General features: G+C 57.1%; 11 protein-coding genes. 2 read left to right on the top strand and 9 right to left on the bottom strand.

Going from position 1 to position 14,492, the window contains the following annotated elements; translation table 11 throughout:
• Positions 1 to 100 precede the first annotated feature (100 nt).
• The 5 genes from IM265_RS12465 to aaeX all read right to left on the bottom strand — a co-directional run bounded on the left by IM265_RS12465 (position 101) and on the right by aaeX (position 5,079).
• A complete protein-coding gene (locus IM265_RS12465) occupies positions 101 to 373 on the bottom strand; it encodes a barstar family protein (protein ID WP_028014596.1) in 273 nt (90 codons plus the stop codon).
• 45 nt (positions 374 to 418) lie between these two features.
• Positions 419 to 1,873, bottom strand: a complete 1,455-nt coding sequence (locus tag IM265_RS12460) for an NAD-dependent succinate-semialdehyde dehydrogenase (protein ID WP_193031335.1) — start codon at positions 1,871 to 1,873, stop codon at positions 419 to 421.
• 89 nt (positions 1,874 to 1,962) lie between these two features.
• Entirely contained in the window at positions 1,963 to 3,930 is a 1,968-nt protein-coding gene (aaeB, locus tag IM265_RS12455; protein WP_047364742.1) for a p-hydroxybenzoic acid efflux pump subunit AaeB, read from the bottom strand.
• A 5-nt stretch (positions 3,931 to 3,935) separates the two neighbouring features.
• The gene (gene aaeA / locus IM265_RS12450) at positions 3,936 to 4,868 is read right to left on the bottom strand and encodes a p-hydroxybenzoic acid efflux pump subunit AaeA (RefSeq protein ID WP_028014599.1); all 933 of its coding nucleotides are present in this window, start codon (positions 4,866 to 4,868) and stop codon (positions 3,936 to 3,938) included.
• Positions 4,869 to 4,875: 7 nt separating this feature from the next.
• The gene (gene aaeX / locus IM265_RS12445; protein WP_003860416.1) at positions 4,876 to 5,079 is read right to left on the bottom strand and encodes a p-hydroxybenzoic acid efflux pump operon protein AaeX; all 204 of its coding nucleotides are present in this window, start codon (positions 5,077 to 5,079) and stop codon (positions 4,876 to 4,878) included.
• 179 nt (positions 5,080 to 5,258) lie between these two features.
• Here aaeX and aaeR point away from each other — a divergent pair, with 179 nt between their 5' ends.
• Complete coding sequence (gene aaeR / locus IM265_RS12440; protein WP_028014600.1) at positions 5,259 to 6,185, top strand: HTH-type transcriptional activator AaeR; 927 nt, start codon at positions 5,259 to 5,261, stop codon at positions 6,183 to 6,185.
• Positions 6,186 to 6,402: 217 nt separating this feature from the next.
• Positions 6,403 to 7,017: a YagU family protein gene (locus tag IM265_RS12435; RefSeq protein ID WP_032644925.1), complete on the top strand. Its 615-nt coding sequence runs from the start codon at positions 6,403 to 6,405 to the stop codon at positions 7,015 to 7,017.
• A gap of 46 nt (positions 7,018 to 7,063) precedes the next feature.
• Here the strand turns inward: IM265_RS12435 and tldD are convergent, their stop codons facing one another.
• The 4 genes from tldD to IM265_RS12415 form a co-directional block, all read right to left on the bottom strand.
• Positions 7,064 to 8,509: a metalloprotease TldD gene (tldD, locus tag IM265_RS12430; RefSeq protein ID WP_028014602.1), complete on the bottom strand. Its 1,446-nt coding sequence runs from the start codon at positions 8,507 to 8,509 to the stop codon at positions 7,064 to 7,066.
• An 84-nt stretch (positions 8,510 to 8,593) separates the two neighbouring features.
• Positions 8,594 to 12,391: an AsmA2 domain-containing protein YhdP gene (gene yhdP / locus IM265_RS12425; RefSeq protein WP_193031333.1), complete on the bottom strand. Its 3,798-nt coding sequence runs from the start codon at positions 12,389 to 12,391 to the stop codon at positions 8,594 to 8,596.
• 42 nt (positions 12,392 to 12,433) lie between these two features.
• Positions 12,434 to 13,903 carry a ribonuclease G gene (rng, locus tag IM265_RS12420; protein ID WP_008502847.1) on the bottom strand — a complete coding sequence of 490 codons (1,470 nt, stop codon included), beginning with the start codon at positions 13,901 to 13,903 and terminating at the stop codon, positions 12,434 to 12,436.
• Positions 13,893 to 14,486: a nucleoside triphosphate pyrophosphatase gene (locus tag IM265_RS12415; protein WP_041907832.1), complete on the bottom strand. Its 594-nt coding sequence runs from the start codon at positions 14,484 to 14,486 to the stop codon at positions 13,893 to 13,895. The genes rng and IM265_RS12415 overlap by 11 nt, the downstream gene beginning before the upstream one ends.
• Positions 14,487 to 14,492 lie beyond the last annotated feature (6 nt).

Here is a 14,492-nt window from a genome sequence, read left to right as displayed (position 1 = left end):
GGTGACCACTGGCACGCCACGGCTGAACTGTATAAATAAACCCTCGTCGTATCTCATCATACGACTTGCCCCTGGCCTCGTGGTCAGGGGCTTTTTTCATTTAATGCCGCGCGTTAAAGCGAAGCTGTCCTTCAAGCTCTTCCTCCGCTTCATCGAAGAGTAATATCAGCGCGCCGAAACGTCTGCGCAGCTTATCGGGCAGATGGATAAACTCAATCTCCAGCGGTAGCGGCAGCATGCTGCCGGTGACCACGTCCCACAGCGTATCCAGATTGGTCACGCTTTCCCGTTCAAGATCAAACGCCCGGATAAATTCCCGATAAAAGTCTTCCTGACTGTCGATTTCGTCAAAATCAAAAGTATAGGTTTTCATTGCCAGCCACCCAGTCCAGGCGGGCGGCAGATGCCGCCCAGTCTATTATAATCCCCCGATATGCAGGGTTTTAACTTCCAGATACTCTTCCAGCCCCAGCACGGATCCCTCACGTCCAAGACCGGACTCTTTTACGCCGCCGAAAGGCCCCAGCTCGGTGGAAACGGTGCACTCGTTAATGCCAATCATCCCGCTCTCGATGGCCTGTGAAACGCGGAAAACCCGGGAAAGGTTCTGGGTGTAGAAGTAAGCTGCCAGCCCGTAAGGCGTGTTATTCGCACGCTGGATGACTTCATCTTCCGAGGTGAAGCGGAAACACGCCGCAACCGGACCAAACGTCTCTTCTTCTGCCAGCTTCATGCCTTCGTGACAGTCGCCCAGCACGGTTGGCATCCAGAAATTACCGCCCAGCGGATGGGGTTTGCCGCCTGCCAGCACGGTCGCCCCTCGTGTGACAGCATCTTCAACATGCTCACGGACCTTGTCGACCGCGGCGGATTCAATCAGCGGCCCGACGACGACGCCGTCCTCAAGGCCATTCCCCACCTTAAGGGCATTAACCGCATCTGCGAGCTTATTCACAAACTTGTCGTAGACGGTTTCCTGAATGTAGAAGCGGTTCACGCTGACGCAGACCTGCCCGGCATTGCGGAATTTATTGGCGATCGCGCCTTTTACCGCAGCCTCGATGTCAGCATCCTCAAAGACGATATACGGAGCATTTCCCCCCAGCTCCATCGAGACTTTTTTCATGGTTTCTGCGGCGTTGCGCACCAGCGTTTTGCCGACGGAGGTCGAACCGGTAAAGGAGATTTTACGCACGTCGTGGCTGGCCATGATCGCATCGCTGATTTCATGGGTATTTCCGGCCACCGCGTTGAGCACACCGTCGGGCACGCCCGCCTGTTTTGCCAGCGTCAGCAGCGCAAAGGCGCTGAGCGGCGTGTTATTGGCCGGTTTGATGACACCGGTACACCCGGCTGCCAGCACCGGGCCTAGCTTGCGGGTGAGCATCGCCATCGGGAAGTTCCACGGCGTGATGGCCGCGACCACGCCGATGGGTTCACGGGTCGCCAGAATGCGCGAGCCGGGCTTGATTGGCGGAATAATCTCACCGTTCGCGCGCTTGGCCTCTTCGGCAAACCACTGGATAAAGCTGGCGGCATACTCCACTTCCCCTTCAGCCTCTTTCAGGGGCTTGCCCTGCTCGGTGGTCATTAGCCGCCCGAGCCAGCTTTTATTTTCAATAATCAGTTCGTACCAGCGGTACAGAATCGCCGAACGCTCTTTCGCGGTTTTGGCACGCCATGCCGGGAAGGCTTTGGTGGCCGCTGCGATCGCTTCTTCGGTTTGCGCTTTACCCGCTTTCGCAACTTTAGCGATGACCTCACCGGTCGCGGGGTTCAGCACATCAAACGTTGTGTCCAGCGTTTTCCAGATGCCGTCGACCAGATAGCCGGTCTGAAAAAGGGTGTTGTCCTGAAGCGCCTGAGTCGTCATGTGTCCTCCCTTCCTGAATGTAAGTACGTGCTGGAATAAGTATAGCCACAAAAAAACCGGCGCTTTTGGCGTCGGTTTTTTTACTTCAGTCAGTTATCCGTGAGGGCATTCTGGTAGCGATGCAGCATAAACACCAGCCGCCCTACCGGCTCGGTCACCTGTGGCGGCGCTTGCCAGTGCTTGAGCTTTTCCTGATAAATATCCAGTTCTTCAAGCAGTTGGGTAAAGTAACGACGGCGTTTGTCGTCACTGCTGGCGGAAAGCACATGGTCGGCGGTACGACGCAGCTGACGGTGGAATGCCGAGAGATCGTCGTTGATCGGCACCGGCGCGTTGCGCAGACGCTGGTGCGCGATGATCATGGTTAACGCCAGGCGGAACTTCGCTATGTCGCCCGGGAACTTGTTCAGCAGTAAAAACAGCTGCTGGTAGAGCGCGGGCAGGTGGTTCTCTTTACGACGCGCGGTATTGGTAGTCATCGACGACACGGCAGCCGATACAAACTGGTTCAGCAATACGCGCCCCGTCCGCGCCTGCGAGTTATCCCGAACCAGCAGAATCACCATCATCGCCAGGAAGCAGCCCACCAGCTGACCCAGCGCGCTGTCGAGGAACTGGCTGAAGTGGAAGGTCATCGGGTTATCCAGCACGATGATGTTAATCGTACTCGCCAGCGCCCCCAGCGATCCCAGGCGGCGCTTTTGCACTTCAATGCCGATAAAGAACGCCATCACCGCCAGGCTAATACAGAGCAGCAGCATGCTCTGCTGCGTCGACGGGATGATGACCAGGAAATAGAGCGCGCCTATCGGCAGCGCGGCGATGGTGCCGTAGAGGAAATCAATGGCGACCATGCGCGGGTTAGGCAGACGCATCGCCAGTGCGGTCACGACGGCAATCATCACCATCGCGCCGCTGCCGGACGTCCAGCCCGTCCACAGCCAGAACAGCGTGCCGAGCATACAGGCAAGCGTGGTACGCCAGAAGTTGACCATCGCGTGATGGCGCTCGGCAGACTCCGCCTTGATCACCACTTCGCCCTGGAGCACCTCTTCTTCCGCCGCGCTGATTTTGGTGTTACCGATCACGCCGCGCTTAAGCAGCAGATAGCGCGTTGCGGCCCCAACCCAGGTGTAGATCGTCACCGGCGTCTCGCGCTCCCCGGTCCAGGCAATCACCCGGCGCATGCGCTTAAGCTGCTTATGCACGTCCTGTACGGTCTCTACCGGCTCGGCAAACAGCTCACGGAACGTGTCGGTGACCGCTTCCGGGCGGGTGTTCTGGATAAGATAGGTTTCGCACGCCTGGGTAATCAGCGTTAAGGAGACGGTATTCAGGGCTTTAAGGCGACGATTCGCCCGCGCCCAGCGAGACGACTCCATATTGAGGTTGCTGCGCATCCCTTCCAGCGCCTGCGTACGACGAACCAGCCCGCTCCAGGCTTTATCCACCTCTTCGCTGTCGCCGTGTTTAATGCACAACTGCATCAGCTGGTACTGGGCAACGATCAGCGCGTCCAGCTCGCGATCCACCTCTTGCTTGATCGAGCGCGGGGAGAAAAGCAGGTCAGCCACGATCGCGCAGACAATACCAATCACAATCTCGCTGCAGCGCTCCACGGCAAACTGCGGCGCGAGCAGCGGTTCGCTTTGGATGGTGATGACAATGATCAGCGCGGTATAGCCCGCCAGCCCCCAGGCGTAGGAGTTCTCGACTTTTACCAGAGACGAGACCCAGGTGCAGAAGCCCGCCCAGATGCAGCACACCATTAGCATCAGCAGCGGCGTGCGGATCATCAGAATAATAATGGTCAGCGCCGCGAAACAGCCGATAAACGTCCCGATGATACGTAGCATCCCGCGATAGCGGATCGCACCAGAGTAGGGTTCTCCACCCGCGGCGAAGGCAGGGCCCGCCGCGACAATCGCGGCGGTCAGCACCGCCCAGCGAGGGGTTTCAAGCTGGAAGTGGAAGCCAACGAACAGCGCCAGCACGATGGCGCACGCCAGCTTCACGGCGAAGCGAATGTGCTGGCTGGCGATGGAAAAGATACCCATGGCGATTAACCAAACTCGCGCAGGCGATGGGCAATTTTACGGAAGAGGGAGTCCTGGCTGGCATCCCGATCTTTTTCTCCGGTGATCACCACCGTCGCCGTGGTACCCGCTGGCCACAGGTTGCCCTGCTGCTCATCCAGATGAATACGTACCGGCACGCGCTGCGCCAGACGCACCCACTCCAGGTTAGAATCCACCGTCGCCATCCCTTTAGCATCGTTAGAGCTGCTGGAGTTGGTTACCCCTGCGGCGACGCTATCGACGGTACCTTTAAAGACGCGGTTGCTGCCAAGCGGCGTGACTTCTGCGCGATAACCCGGACGAACGCCCTCCAGCTTGGTCTCTTCCATATAGGCGAGCACGTAGAAGGAGTTCTGTTTAACCAGCGCCACGGCGGTTGAGCCACGGGTGATAAACTCCCCGGCATAGACGTTCAGGTTGGTCACCCAGCCATCGGCCGGCGCGCGGATCACGGTACGCTCCAGGTCGAGCTTCGCCAGATCGCGCGTTGCCTGCGCTTTCGCTAACTGGTGCAGCACGGTTTGCAGCACGTTGTTGGACTGGTCAATCTCTTCGCGGGACATGGCCTGAACGCCAAGCTGGTTACGACGGCCTGCCTCACGGCGTTTCTCTGCGGCCAGCGCCTGGTAATAGGCCACGTCTGCTTCTGCTTCCTCCAGCGCCTTCTGGTAACGAGGCTGGTCGATGGTGAACAGGACCTGATCTTTCTTCACCAGCTGGTTATCGTGAACGTTAACCGCCGTGATAAGGCCGGCCACGTCGGGGGCAATTGCCACCACATCGGCGCTAAAGCGCGCGTCACGCGTCCACGGTGATTCGGTGTAATAAACCCAGGCGCGAAAAATAGCGATGAACGCGAGGATAACCAGCGCCATGGTAATGGCGGTGCGGGAGATTTTTCTTGTTAGCGTTTTCACATCAACCTCAGACAAACATGCGCGATATCAGGTAAAACAGGCAGCAATACAGCGCGGTATTGAACAATGCAGGGTGCCAGACGAAATCGTAGATCCCAGTCGGGACCAGCACCTTGCGCACCAGCCAGAAGATCGCCAGTGATAAAAGAAGCTCGAAAAATATCGGTGGGAACGACAGACCGAACACCACGATAACGGGAAACAGACTCATGTTGACCTTGATAAGAGAGAGTGCAGGCTTCAGAATTTTTTAGCGCACGCCATCGCAGGAGAGCTAGAAACGCAGGGCGAGAATGGCGCAGCCGTTATGTAATTAATAATATATTAACGTAACTGTTATGCTGTTATCTATCATATGTGATCTAAATCACTTTTAAGCCAGAGTGAACAATGGAACGTTTAAAACGCATGTCCGTCTTCGCCAAAGTGGTTGAACTCGGCTCATTTACCGCCGCTGCGCGCCAGCTTCAGATGAGCGTCTCATCCATCAGCCAGACGGTGTCCAAACTGGAAGATGAGCTTCAGGTTAAGCTGCTCAACCGCAGCACCCGCAGCATCGGGTTGACGGAAGCCGGTAAAATTTACTATCAGGGCTGTCGCCGCATGCTGCATGAAGTGCAGGATGTTCACGAGCAACTCTATGCCTTTAACAACACGCCCATCGGCACGCTGCGTATAGGGTGTTCTTCAACTATGGCACAAAATGTTCTCGCTGCCATGACGGCGGACATGCTGAAAGAGTACCCTGGGCTTACCGTCAATCTGGTGACGGGCATCCCTGCCCCAGACCTGATCGCCGATGGATTAGACGTGGTGATCCGCGTTGGCGCGTTGCAGGACTCCAGCCTGTTCTCACGTCGCCTCGGAAGCATGCCAATGGTGGTCTGTGCCTCGAAGAGCTATCTGGCGCAGTACGGTGTGCCCGAGAAACCTGCCGATCTCGCTAACCACTCCTGGCTGGAGTACAGCGTCCGCCCCGATAATGAATTTGAGCTGATTGCTCCGGAAGGGATCTCCACCAGGCTGCTGCCGGAAGGCCGGTTCGTCACCAACGATCCGATGACCATTTCGCGCTGGCTGGTGGCCGGCGCCGGGATCGCCTACGTGCCGCTGATGTGGGTGATCAATGAGATCAACAGCGGCGTGCTGGAGATCCTCTTCCCGCGCTATCAGTCCGATCCACGCCCGGTCTACGCCCTGTATACCGAGAAGGACAAGCTGCCCCTCAAAGTACAGGTGTGTATTAACTATCTGACCGACTATTTTGTCGACGTAGCAGAGCTGTTTCAGGGAATGCGCGGTAGAAGAAAGGAATAAGTAATTAATTTCTGAAATATCCGCGCCATTAATATTTCAGGATGAAGCCGGCCTTCATCCAGGGATATTCTTTAGCTTCTATCAGGAATAGCGAATTGACACTGCCGCCGCCTGCCCTTTACCTTATAAACAGTCTGGCATTCAGACTGTTATTATTTTGTTGCTGATTTGAATAATAAAATGTATTTCGCAGGATGACGTTAAACAAGGAAACGAAATGAATCTATTTGAACAAACACCGCCGTCACGCAGGCGCTACGGACTCGCCGCGTTCATTGGCTTAATTGCAGGAATTGTCTCCGCGTTTGTCAAATGGGGAGCCGAGGTACCACTCCCGCCACGCAGTCCCACCGATTTATTTACCGGCGCATGCGGCCCTGAGCAATTAATAAGAGCCGCAGGCCAGATAGATTGCTCCCGCAATTTTTTAAATCCACCCTATGTTTTTTTACGCGACTGGCTGGGCGTAGTTGATCCTAACGCAGCAGTTTATACCTTTGCCGGACATATATTTAACTGGGTCGGCGTAACGCATATTATTTTCTCAATCGTCTTCGCGGTTGGGTATTGTGTCGTTGCTGAAGTCTTCCCGAAAATTAAACTCTGGCAGGGTTTGCTGGCGGGTGCATTGGCACAGCTTTTTGTTCACATGCTCTCCTTCCCGCTGATGGGGCTGACGCCACCGCTGTTTGATCTGCCCTGGTATGAACACGTGTCAGAGATCGTGGGTCATCTGGTCTGGTTCTGGTCGATCGAAATCATTCGACGTGACTTGCGTAACCGCATTACTCACGAGCCGGATCCGGAGATCCCGCTGGGTAACTTACGTTAAAAAAATGGCGCTACATCTGTAGCGCCATTTTTTATGTTTGCTCAGGTCAGGCCGTGCCGCCCACCGTCAGATTATCCACTTTCAGCGTTGGCTGACCCACGCCAACCGGCAGGCTCTGGCCTTCTTTACCGCAGACGCCCACGCCGTTATCCAGCTTCAGATCGTTACCAACCATGGAAATCTGCTGCATGGCTTCAATGCCGGAGCCAATCAGCGTCGCGCCTTTCACCGCTTTGGTCACTTTGCCCTTCTCGATCAGATACGCTTCTGAGGTCGAGAAGACAAACTTACCGGAGGTGATATCCACCTGGCCGCCGCCAAAGTTTGGCGCAAAGATACCGTAATCCACGGATTCGATAATCTCCTGCGGCGTGGATTTGCCCGGCAGCATATAGGTGTTGGTCATGCGCGGCATCGGCAGGTGCGCGTAAGATTCACGGCGGCCGTTACCCGTTGGCGCTACGCCCATCAGGCGCGCGTTGAGTTTGTCCTGCATGTAGCCTTTCAGCACGCCGTTTTCGATCAGCACGTTGTACTGGCCTGGCGTACCTTCATCGTCGATAGAAATCGAGCCGCGGCGGTCAAGCATGGTGCCATCATCCACTACGGTGCAAAGCTCAGAGGAGACGAGCTGTCCGATCTGGCCGCTGAACACGGACGTCCCACGACGGTTAAAATCGCCTTCCAGACCGTGGCCCACCGCTTCGTGCAGCAGCACGCCCGGCCAGCCTGCGCCCAGCACCACCGGGAATGTCCCGGCCGGCGCCGCAACAGCATTAAGATTCACCAGCGCCATGCGCACGGCTTCTTTAGCCCACGCGTCAGCGCGCGCTTCGCCGTCAACATCACCCAGGAACCAGTCATAGCCGAAACGACCGCCGCCGCCGCTTGAGCCGCGCTCGCGTTTGCCGTTGTCATCGACCTGCACGCTGATGGAGAGACGCACCAACGGACGCACATCGGCCGCCAGCGTACCGTCCGTTGCCGCCACCAGAATCAGTTCATACACACCGCTCAGGCTGGCGGAGACTTCCTGAACACGTTTGTCGGCAGCGCGCGCCACTTTGTCTACGCGGCGCAGAATGTCCAGCTTCTCTTCGCGGCTCATGCTCTGCAGCGGATCGATGCTTGTATAAAGTGCCGAATGCTGCACTTCACCCAGGGTTTTTACGCGACCGTCGCCGGCATCGCGCACAATGGTACGCGCGGCCTGCGCGCTCTGTTCAAGCGCGGCCAGGCTAATCTGGTCGGCATAGGCAAAACCGGTTTTTTCGCCGCTGATGGCGCGCACGCCGACGCCCTGGTCAATGTTATATGAGCCATCTTTGATGATGCTGTCTTCTAAAACCCAGGATTCGTGATAGCTCGACTGGAAATAGAGATCGCCGTAGTCGAGACGGCGTTCGGTCAGTTGACCAAGAATGGAGAACAGGTCCTGATGGCTCAGGCCGTTCGCTGCGAGCAAATGTTCACTTACCAGGTTCAGACTCATCGTATTGCTACTCGTTCGTTGCCGCCCGTGGCGGTATAAAGATCGTATTTATTGAGAGTGAGGCAATTACCAGCCCACGTCAAATCATTGCTGTGCATCTTTGCGCGGCTGGCGCAGCACCTCGTTAATCTGCGGTTTATCCACCGGACCGGTAATGCGGTAGCGCAGAATGGAGACCTTGCTCCACAGCGGCCCCAGCACTTTACTGGCGGCAAACACCGCCGCACCGACAATCGGGTTAACCACAAAGGCCGCCGCCACGCCCACGCTGGCGGAAATTTCCGGCGCCACCACGGCTTCCATATCCAGTTCGCGACGCACGAGGTTGACTGAGCCTTTCATGGCGATGTCCGCTTCCAGCCCATCCACCAGCGTGTCGTCCGTGTGCAGAACGCCGTCCTTGATCCACGCCGTACTGCGGATGGAATCGTAATAGAAACCTTCGCTGAAGGTGTCGCTGAAATCGAAGCGCAGCTTGCGAAGCAGCGCATCAAAACTCAGCAGACGCAGGATCTGCCCGGCACGCCCCGTGCTCACGTCGGCGATCTCACCTTTGCCAAAGTGTGTTTTCAGAATACCGTTCAGTGACGCTTCGTCCGGTGTCCACGGCGCGGCACGCCAGTGAAGATCGTAATTAACGTTAAACGAGGAGCCGCGCAGCGGCGTGCTGATGCCAAAGAAGTTGGCTGCCGCATCCAGCTTGTTGCCTTTAATGTCCCCCTTCAGAGACGTGCGCTGCTCGCCCGGGTTATTCACCCACTCTCCACCCGCCGTCATGCGGCCAAAGCCGGTGTCGATCAATCCGCCGGAGAGCTTGAGCGTATTCCCCTGAATGGCAAAATCACCGTCGATACGGCCATATTTTTGCCCCCACAGCCAGCATTCCGCGCAGCGCAGCTGCAGATCGGGCCAGCCGCTAAAATCGACGCGGGTAGTATTACTCAGCGGCGATGTATTCGCCGGTTTATCTTTACTCGCAGCAGCCGGGTTGTAGTAGAGATAGCGGATCGCTGCCTGCCACGGCGCGTTATTGCGCATGGTCAGCGTGCCGTTGATCTCCCGGCCCTGCGCCTCCACTTTTGAGCCGTTAGCGGTTGGCTGGGAGACAATGCTCAGATTGTTCCACTGCTGTCCGCCCAGCATCAGCGACGGCGTGCGTACGGTAATGGTCTGCGGGAACTGGGCGGCCTCATCAACGTTTTGCCCAACGCCTTTCTGGAACAGCGCCAGCCACTCCGCGCCATCCATCGGCGGGAGATTCAGCTCAACGCCCGCATGCTCAGGCAACGGCGGCGTGGTTTTGCTGTCCGTCGTCCAGATGGCTTTGTCGAGGGTAAGCTTGCGGTTAAGCAGCCAGCGGCTGTTAAAGTGGTTTGTTCCGCCCGCGCTTCCGGTCAGCGCGAAGCTGTCCAGATTGCCATCCACGTTAAGCTTCACCGGCAGCGGCTGTCCCGCCTGTTTATCCAGCGGCGCAGGCAGCTGGCTTTGAAGATTCTTCAGGTCACCCGTAATGTCGACCTTATAGTGTGCACCCGCGTGATAAGGCAGGTCGATTGCCACTTTGCCCTGCCAGGCGACCGCGCCCGCTACTGACGCCTCAATCGGCTTCGGCAGGACGTCCATACGCGACGGCTGCCAGTTGCCGTCCAGATTAACGGCCACCTGATAAGCCTTTTGCCCCTCGGCTGTTGAGAAGTCGATATTCACCGGCTGATTAAACCAGCTGGCGGTCAGCGGCTCGCTTTTCAAATTACCGTTCACAAAGCTGAACTGTCCGCTGAGGTCTTTCAGGGTGCTATCAAGCGGTTTAATGTACAGGCTGTTGTTCTTCAGACGGACGTCACCTTTGGCGGTGGTCATTTCACCGTCCAGCGGGATATCAAGATGTAAGCGAGCATTCACATCGCCATCGAGCTGGAGCTGCTGAAGGGTCGCCGCCAGCGACTCTTTGAGTGGCGTCTCCTCAAAGTACGGCCCCACCGCTTTCCCCGGGCCGTTGATGTCGGCATCAATCAGCAGCTTCTCTTTTGAGTAGTCCGGGATGTTGGCCGTCAGGTTGCTGGCCGTTACGCCTCCCAGCGCAACGCTGTCCGCCTTCATCCATAATCCGTCGTTGAGGAAGTTAAGCTCGATATCCAGGTTTTTCAGCGCGGGCCAGCCCGGCTGGAACGCGAAGGTGGCGTCGTGCAGCGGCACCAGCACCTGGAACTGCCCCTCATTATGTTTGTACGGGAAAAGATGCGGGTTACCGCCGTAGACCAGCGTGGCGTTTTCCGCCTGACCGCCCTGAATTGCGCCGCTCAGATAGTCGACCAGCGCTTTACCCATCAGATTTTCCGGGAAATAGCGCCAGGCCTGAGAACCGTCATCGGTACTGATCCCGGCCAGAATGCCCAGCCACGGTTCGTCACCCTGCGGCTGTAAATAGCGGAAGTCACCCCGCGCGTGTACCGCTTTGGCTTTGACGTCGATATGGCGACCATCAAGCTGGAAGCCCTTATCGTTACGGAGCCAATTAAGCACCGCGCTGCCCTGCTCAATTTCCAGCGGCGCGCGGAAGACCGTCTCGTAAGGCATTTTAGCGTTGTGCATATCGGCCGTCAGCCTGCCGTTCTCCACGCTGCCTTCCAGCTTGCCGCTGAAATGCTCCGCGCCCGGCAGCATCTTCCACTGCTTCCAGGCAAGATCTTTCCATGTTGCCTGGAAACGGGTTTTTTCCGTCGCCTGAAGCGGGATATCCAGCGCCAGAGAATCAATTTTTCCGCTCGGCTGCGTTGCCAGCCAGATCTCGCCCAGGTCCGGAGAGAGCTTTGCCGCCATGGAGCGCAGGCCTTCAATGGCCGCCAGATCCAGGTTGCTGGCGCGGATGCGCAGCTCATCGCTGCGTTTATTCGCCGCGCCGCCCACGTCCTGCTCCGGCATCCAGGCCAGCGTCAGCGCACCGCGCGGCCACGGCTTGCCGTCCATCGTGATGCGCGTATCCGGGATGGCGAACTGCCAGCCCTCTTTTTCCTGCGTCACGTGCGCGGTGAGGTTATCGACGGAAAGCTGATGCTGCTGTCTTTCACCCTTCCAGCTCGCGCCCCCTTGCTTCAGCCAGATATCGCCGCTGGCAAATTTCCCTTTCGTCAGGGTCATCCAGCCCTCAAGGCTGAAACGGGCGGTTTCCAGCTGCATGTTTTGCTGCAGCCAGTCGCCGAGCCAGGGCTTTACATCCACATCGTCGGCCTGCAGCCAGACTTTGCCGTTGTTTAACAGGCCGTCATCGTCACGCAAGTCCATACGCACCTGCATGACGCCGTGCTGGCCGTTCAGGCTGGAAAGATTGACCTGCCCCTCGGCGCGGTGTCGATCCTTGCCGTTAAGCCAGGTCAGCTGCGGGATCGCCAATTCGGCGCGCTGGCCAGAAAGGGTAATAAAGCTCACTTCGCTGTCGCGCAGATCGAAATGATCGAACTGGCGGAGGAAGAGATCGCTGAAGCGGTTGGCTTCCAGGCCCTGATTGTTATCACCGCCCGTCAGCGGCGTATTGGTCAGAAACTGGAGTTGATAAAAGGTGAGATCGCGAAACTGCCAGCGCAGATGCAACAGGCTTTGCCAGACGTCCAGCGCCAGGGTTACGCGTTTGATTTTGAGATGACCGCCATCTTTCAGGCTGGCGTTGATGTCACGGACATCCAGCGTCGGGCCAAAATTCTGCCAGCTGGCGCTAACCTGGCTTACGTCGACCGGCACGCCGGTGGTGGATTCGATTTTCGCCAGCAGCTGCGGACGCCAGCTGTCCAGATGCGGTAAAACGAGGCGTAGCCCGCTCACGAGCAACGCGACAATCACGACCAGCGTTGCCCCTGTAAGCACTAAAATCCCCGGCAATCGCCTCACGCATCTCTCCTTGTCAGCTTTCGTCACGCAGCGTACTGCGTTTTACATCATTACGACGTCAAACTGCTCCTGGTTATAGAGCGGTTCAATTTGTACTTTTACCTGTTTGCCGACAAAGATTTCCACTTCCGCCAGCGCGTGCGACTCTTCGCCTTTCAGGGCTTCAGCCACCGCAGGGGAAGCATAGACCAGAAAACGGTCTGAGTCGTAGGCATGATGGACACGGACAATTTCACGCATGATCTCGTAGCAGACCGTCTCCACCGTCTTTACCGTTCCGCGTCCATGGCAGGTTGGACACTCATTACACAGGACATGTTCCACGCTTTCGCGGGTCCGTTTCCGGGTCATTTCCACCAGGCCGAGCTGCGAGAAGCCATTGATGCTGGTCTTCACGCGATCTTTACTCAGCGCCTGCTCCAGCGAGTGCAGCACGCGACGACGATGGTCTTCATTACTCATATCGATAAAGTCGATGATGATAATGCCGCCGAGGTTGCGCAGACGAAGCTGACGCGCAATCGCCTGCGTGGCTTCGATGTTGGTGTTGAAGATGGTGTCGTCCAGATTGCGATGACCGACAAACGCGCCGGTGTTGATATCGACGGTGGTCATCGCTTCGGTCTGATCGATGATCAGATAGCCGCCGGACTTCAGTTCGACCTTACGCTCCAGGGCTCGCTGGATCTCGTTTTCGACATCATAGAGATCGAAGATCGGCTGACGCCCGGTGTAATGCTCCAGCAGGCCCGGCATTTCCGGGATGTATTCAGCGGTAAACTCCAGCAGCGCTTCATACGTCAGGCGAGAGTCCACGCGGATGCGGTCGAGCTGCGCGTCGGCAAAATCACGCAGCACGCGCTGCGCAAGCGCCAGCTCACCGTATAGCTGGTAGCGAGTCTGGTTGCGTTTTTTACGCTCCATCACTTTGGTCCAGACGCGCTTCAGGTAAGCCGCATCCGACGCCAGGTCTTCTTCGCTGATCCCTTCTGCAGCGGTACGGATAATAAACCCGCCCTGTTCATCGCAGTAGGCGCTGACCACTTTCTTCAGCCGCTCGCGCTCGCTTTCGCTCTCAATACGCTGCGAAACGCCCACGTGCGACGCGCCGGGCATAAAGACCAGATAGCGGGAAGGTAAGGTAATGTCGGTGGTCAGACGGGCACCTTTGGTGCCAAGGGGATCTTTCACCACCTGCACCATTAAGTCCTGGCCCTGACGCACCAGCTCGGAAATGTCGCGCACGGCAAACTGCTTTTGCTCTTCGCCCGCGACGCACTCGGTGTGCGGCATGATGTCGGAGGCATGTAAAAATGCCGCCTTATCCAGTCCAATATCTACAAAAGCCGCCTGCATACCCGGCAGTACACGACTGACACGACCTTTGTAGATATTGCCTACTATTCCGCGCCGTGCTTCACGCTCAATATGAATTTCCTGAAGAATGCCACCGTCAATATAGGCCACACGGGTTTCCGATGGCGTTACGTTTACCAACAATTCAGCCGTCATAATTATCCCTTCCCTCACGCAGTGAGTTAAAATTGCTCAGCAACTCATACGTTTCCACCAGCGGTAAGCCGACTACGGCGTGATAGCTGCCATTAATCTTCCTGACAAAACAGCCACCCAACCCTTGAATACCGTATGCACCTGCTTTATCCATCGGTTCACCGCTGGCAATATAAGCGGCGATCTCGTCGTCGGTAATCACTCTGAACGTGACATCCGTAACCACCAGGCAATCCAGTACGTGCTGGCTGTCCGCCAGCGCGACGGCCGTCATCACCTGGTGCGTTTGCCCGGACATCTTGCGCAGCATGCGCGCCGCATGGCCGGCGTCATGCGGTTTCTCGAGGACTTCACCGTTAAGGATAACGATGGTATCTGCTCCCAGCACGGGCAGATCGCGCGGCACACAGGCCACGCCCGCCTGCGCTTTCTCGCGTGCCAGGCGAGACACGTACTGCTGGGCACTTTCGCCCTCAGCACGTTTTTCTTCAATGCCGGTCACGATGCGTTCAAAAGAGACCCCTAACTGCGTCAGGAGTTCCTGACGGCGCGGGGAGCCGGAAGCAAGATACAGAGACGTCATAGAAAC

Source organism: Enterobacter cloacae complex sp. P17RS, assembly GCF_014895885.1.
Classification (GTDB): Bacteria; Pseudomonadota; Gammaproteobacteria; order Enterobacterales; family Enterobacteriaceae; genus Enterobacter; species Enterobacter bugandensis.
The sequence above is the reverse complement of the archived record's forward strand: the minus strand, read 5'-3'. Positions and strand labels throughout refer to the sequence as shown.

What these genes read in the sequence shown, in the direction of transcription:
- tldD (WP_028014602.1), bottom strand. Translation starts at nt 8,509, where the DNA reads ATGAGTCTGAACCTGGTAAGTGAACATTTGCTCGCAGCGAACGGCCTG.
- rng (WP_008502847.1), bottom strand. Translation starts at nt 13,903, where the DNA reads ATGACGGCTGAATTGTTGGTAAACGTAACGCCATCGGAAACCCGTGTG.
- IM265_RS12465 (WP_028014596.1), bottom strand. Translation starts at nt 373, where the DNA reads ATGAAAACCTATACTTTTGATTTTGACGAAATCGACAGTCAGGAAGAC.
- IM265_RS12460 (WP_193031335.1), bottom strand. Translation starts at nt 1,873, where the DNA reads ATGACGACTCAGGCGCTTCAGGACAACACCCTTTTTCAGACCGGCTAT.
- IM265_RS12415 (WP_041907832.1), bottom strand. Translation starts at nt 14,486, where the DNA reads ATGACGTCTCTGTATCTTGCTTCCGGCTCCCCGCGCCGTCAGGAACTC.
- aaeX (WP_003860416.1), bottom strand. Translation starts at nt 5,079, where the DNA reads ATGAGTCTGTTTCCCGTTATCGTGGTGTTCGGTCTGTCGTTCCCACCG.
- aaeB (WP_047364742.1), bottom strand. Translation starts at nt 3,930, where the DNA reads ATGGGTATCTTTTCCATCGCCAGCCAGCACATTCGCTTCGCCGTGAAG.
- aaeR (WP_028014600.1), top strand. Translation starts at nt 5,259, where the DNA reads ATGGAACGTTTAAAACGCATGTCCGTCTTCGCCAAAGTGGTTGAACTC.
- IM265_RS12435 (WP_032644925.1), top strand. Translation starts at nt 6,403, where the DNA reads ATGAATCTATTTGAACAAACACCGCCGTCACGCAGGCGCTACGGACTC.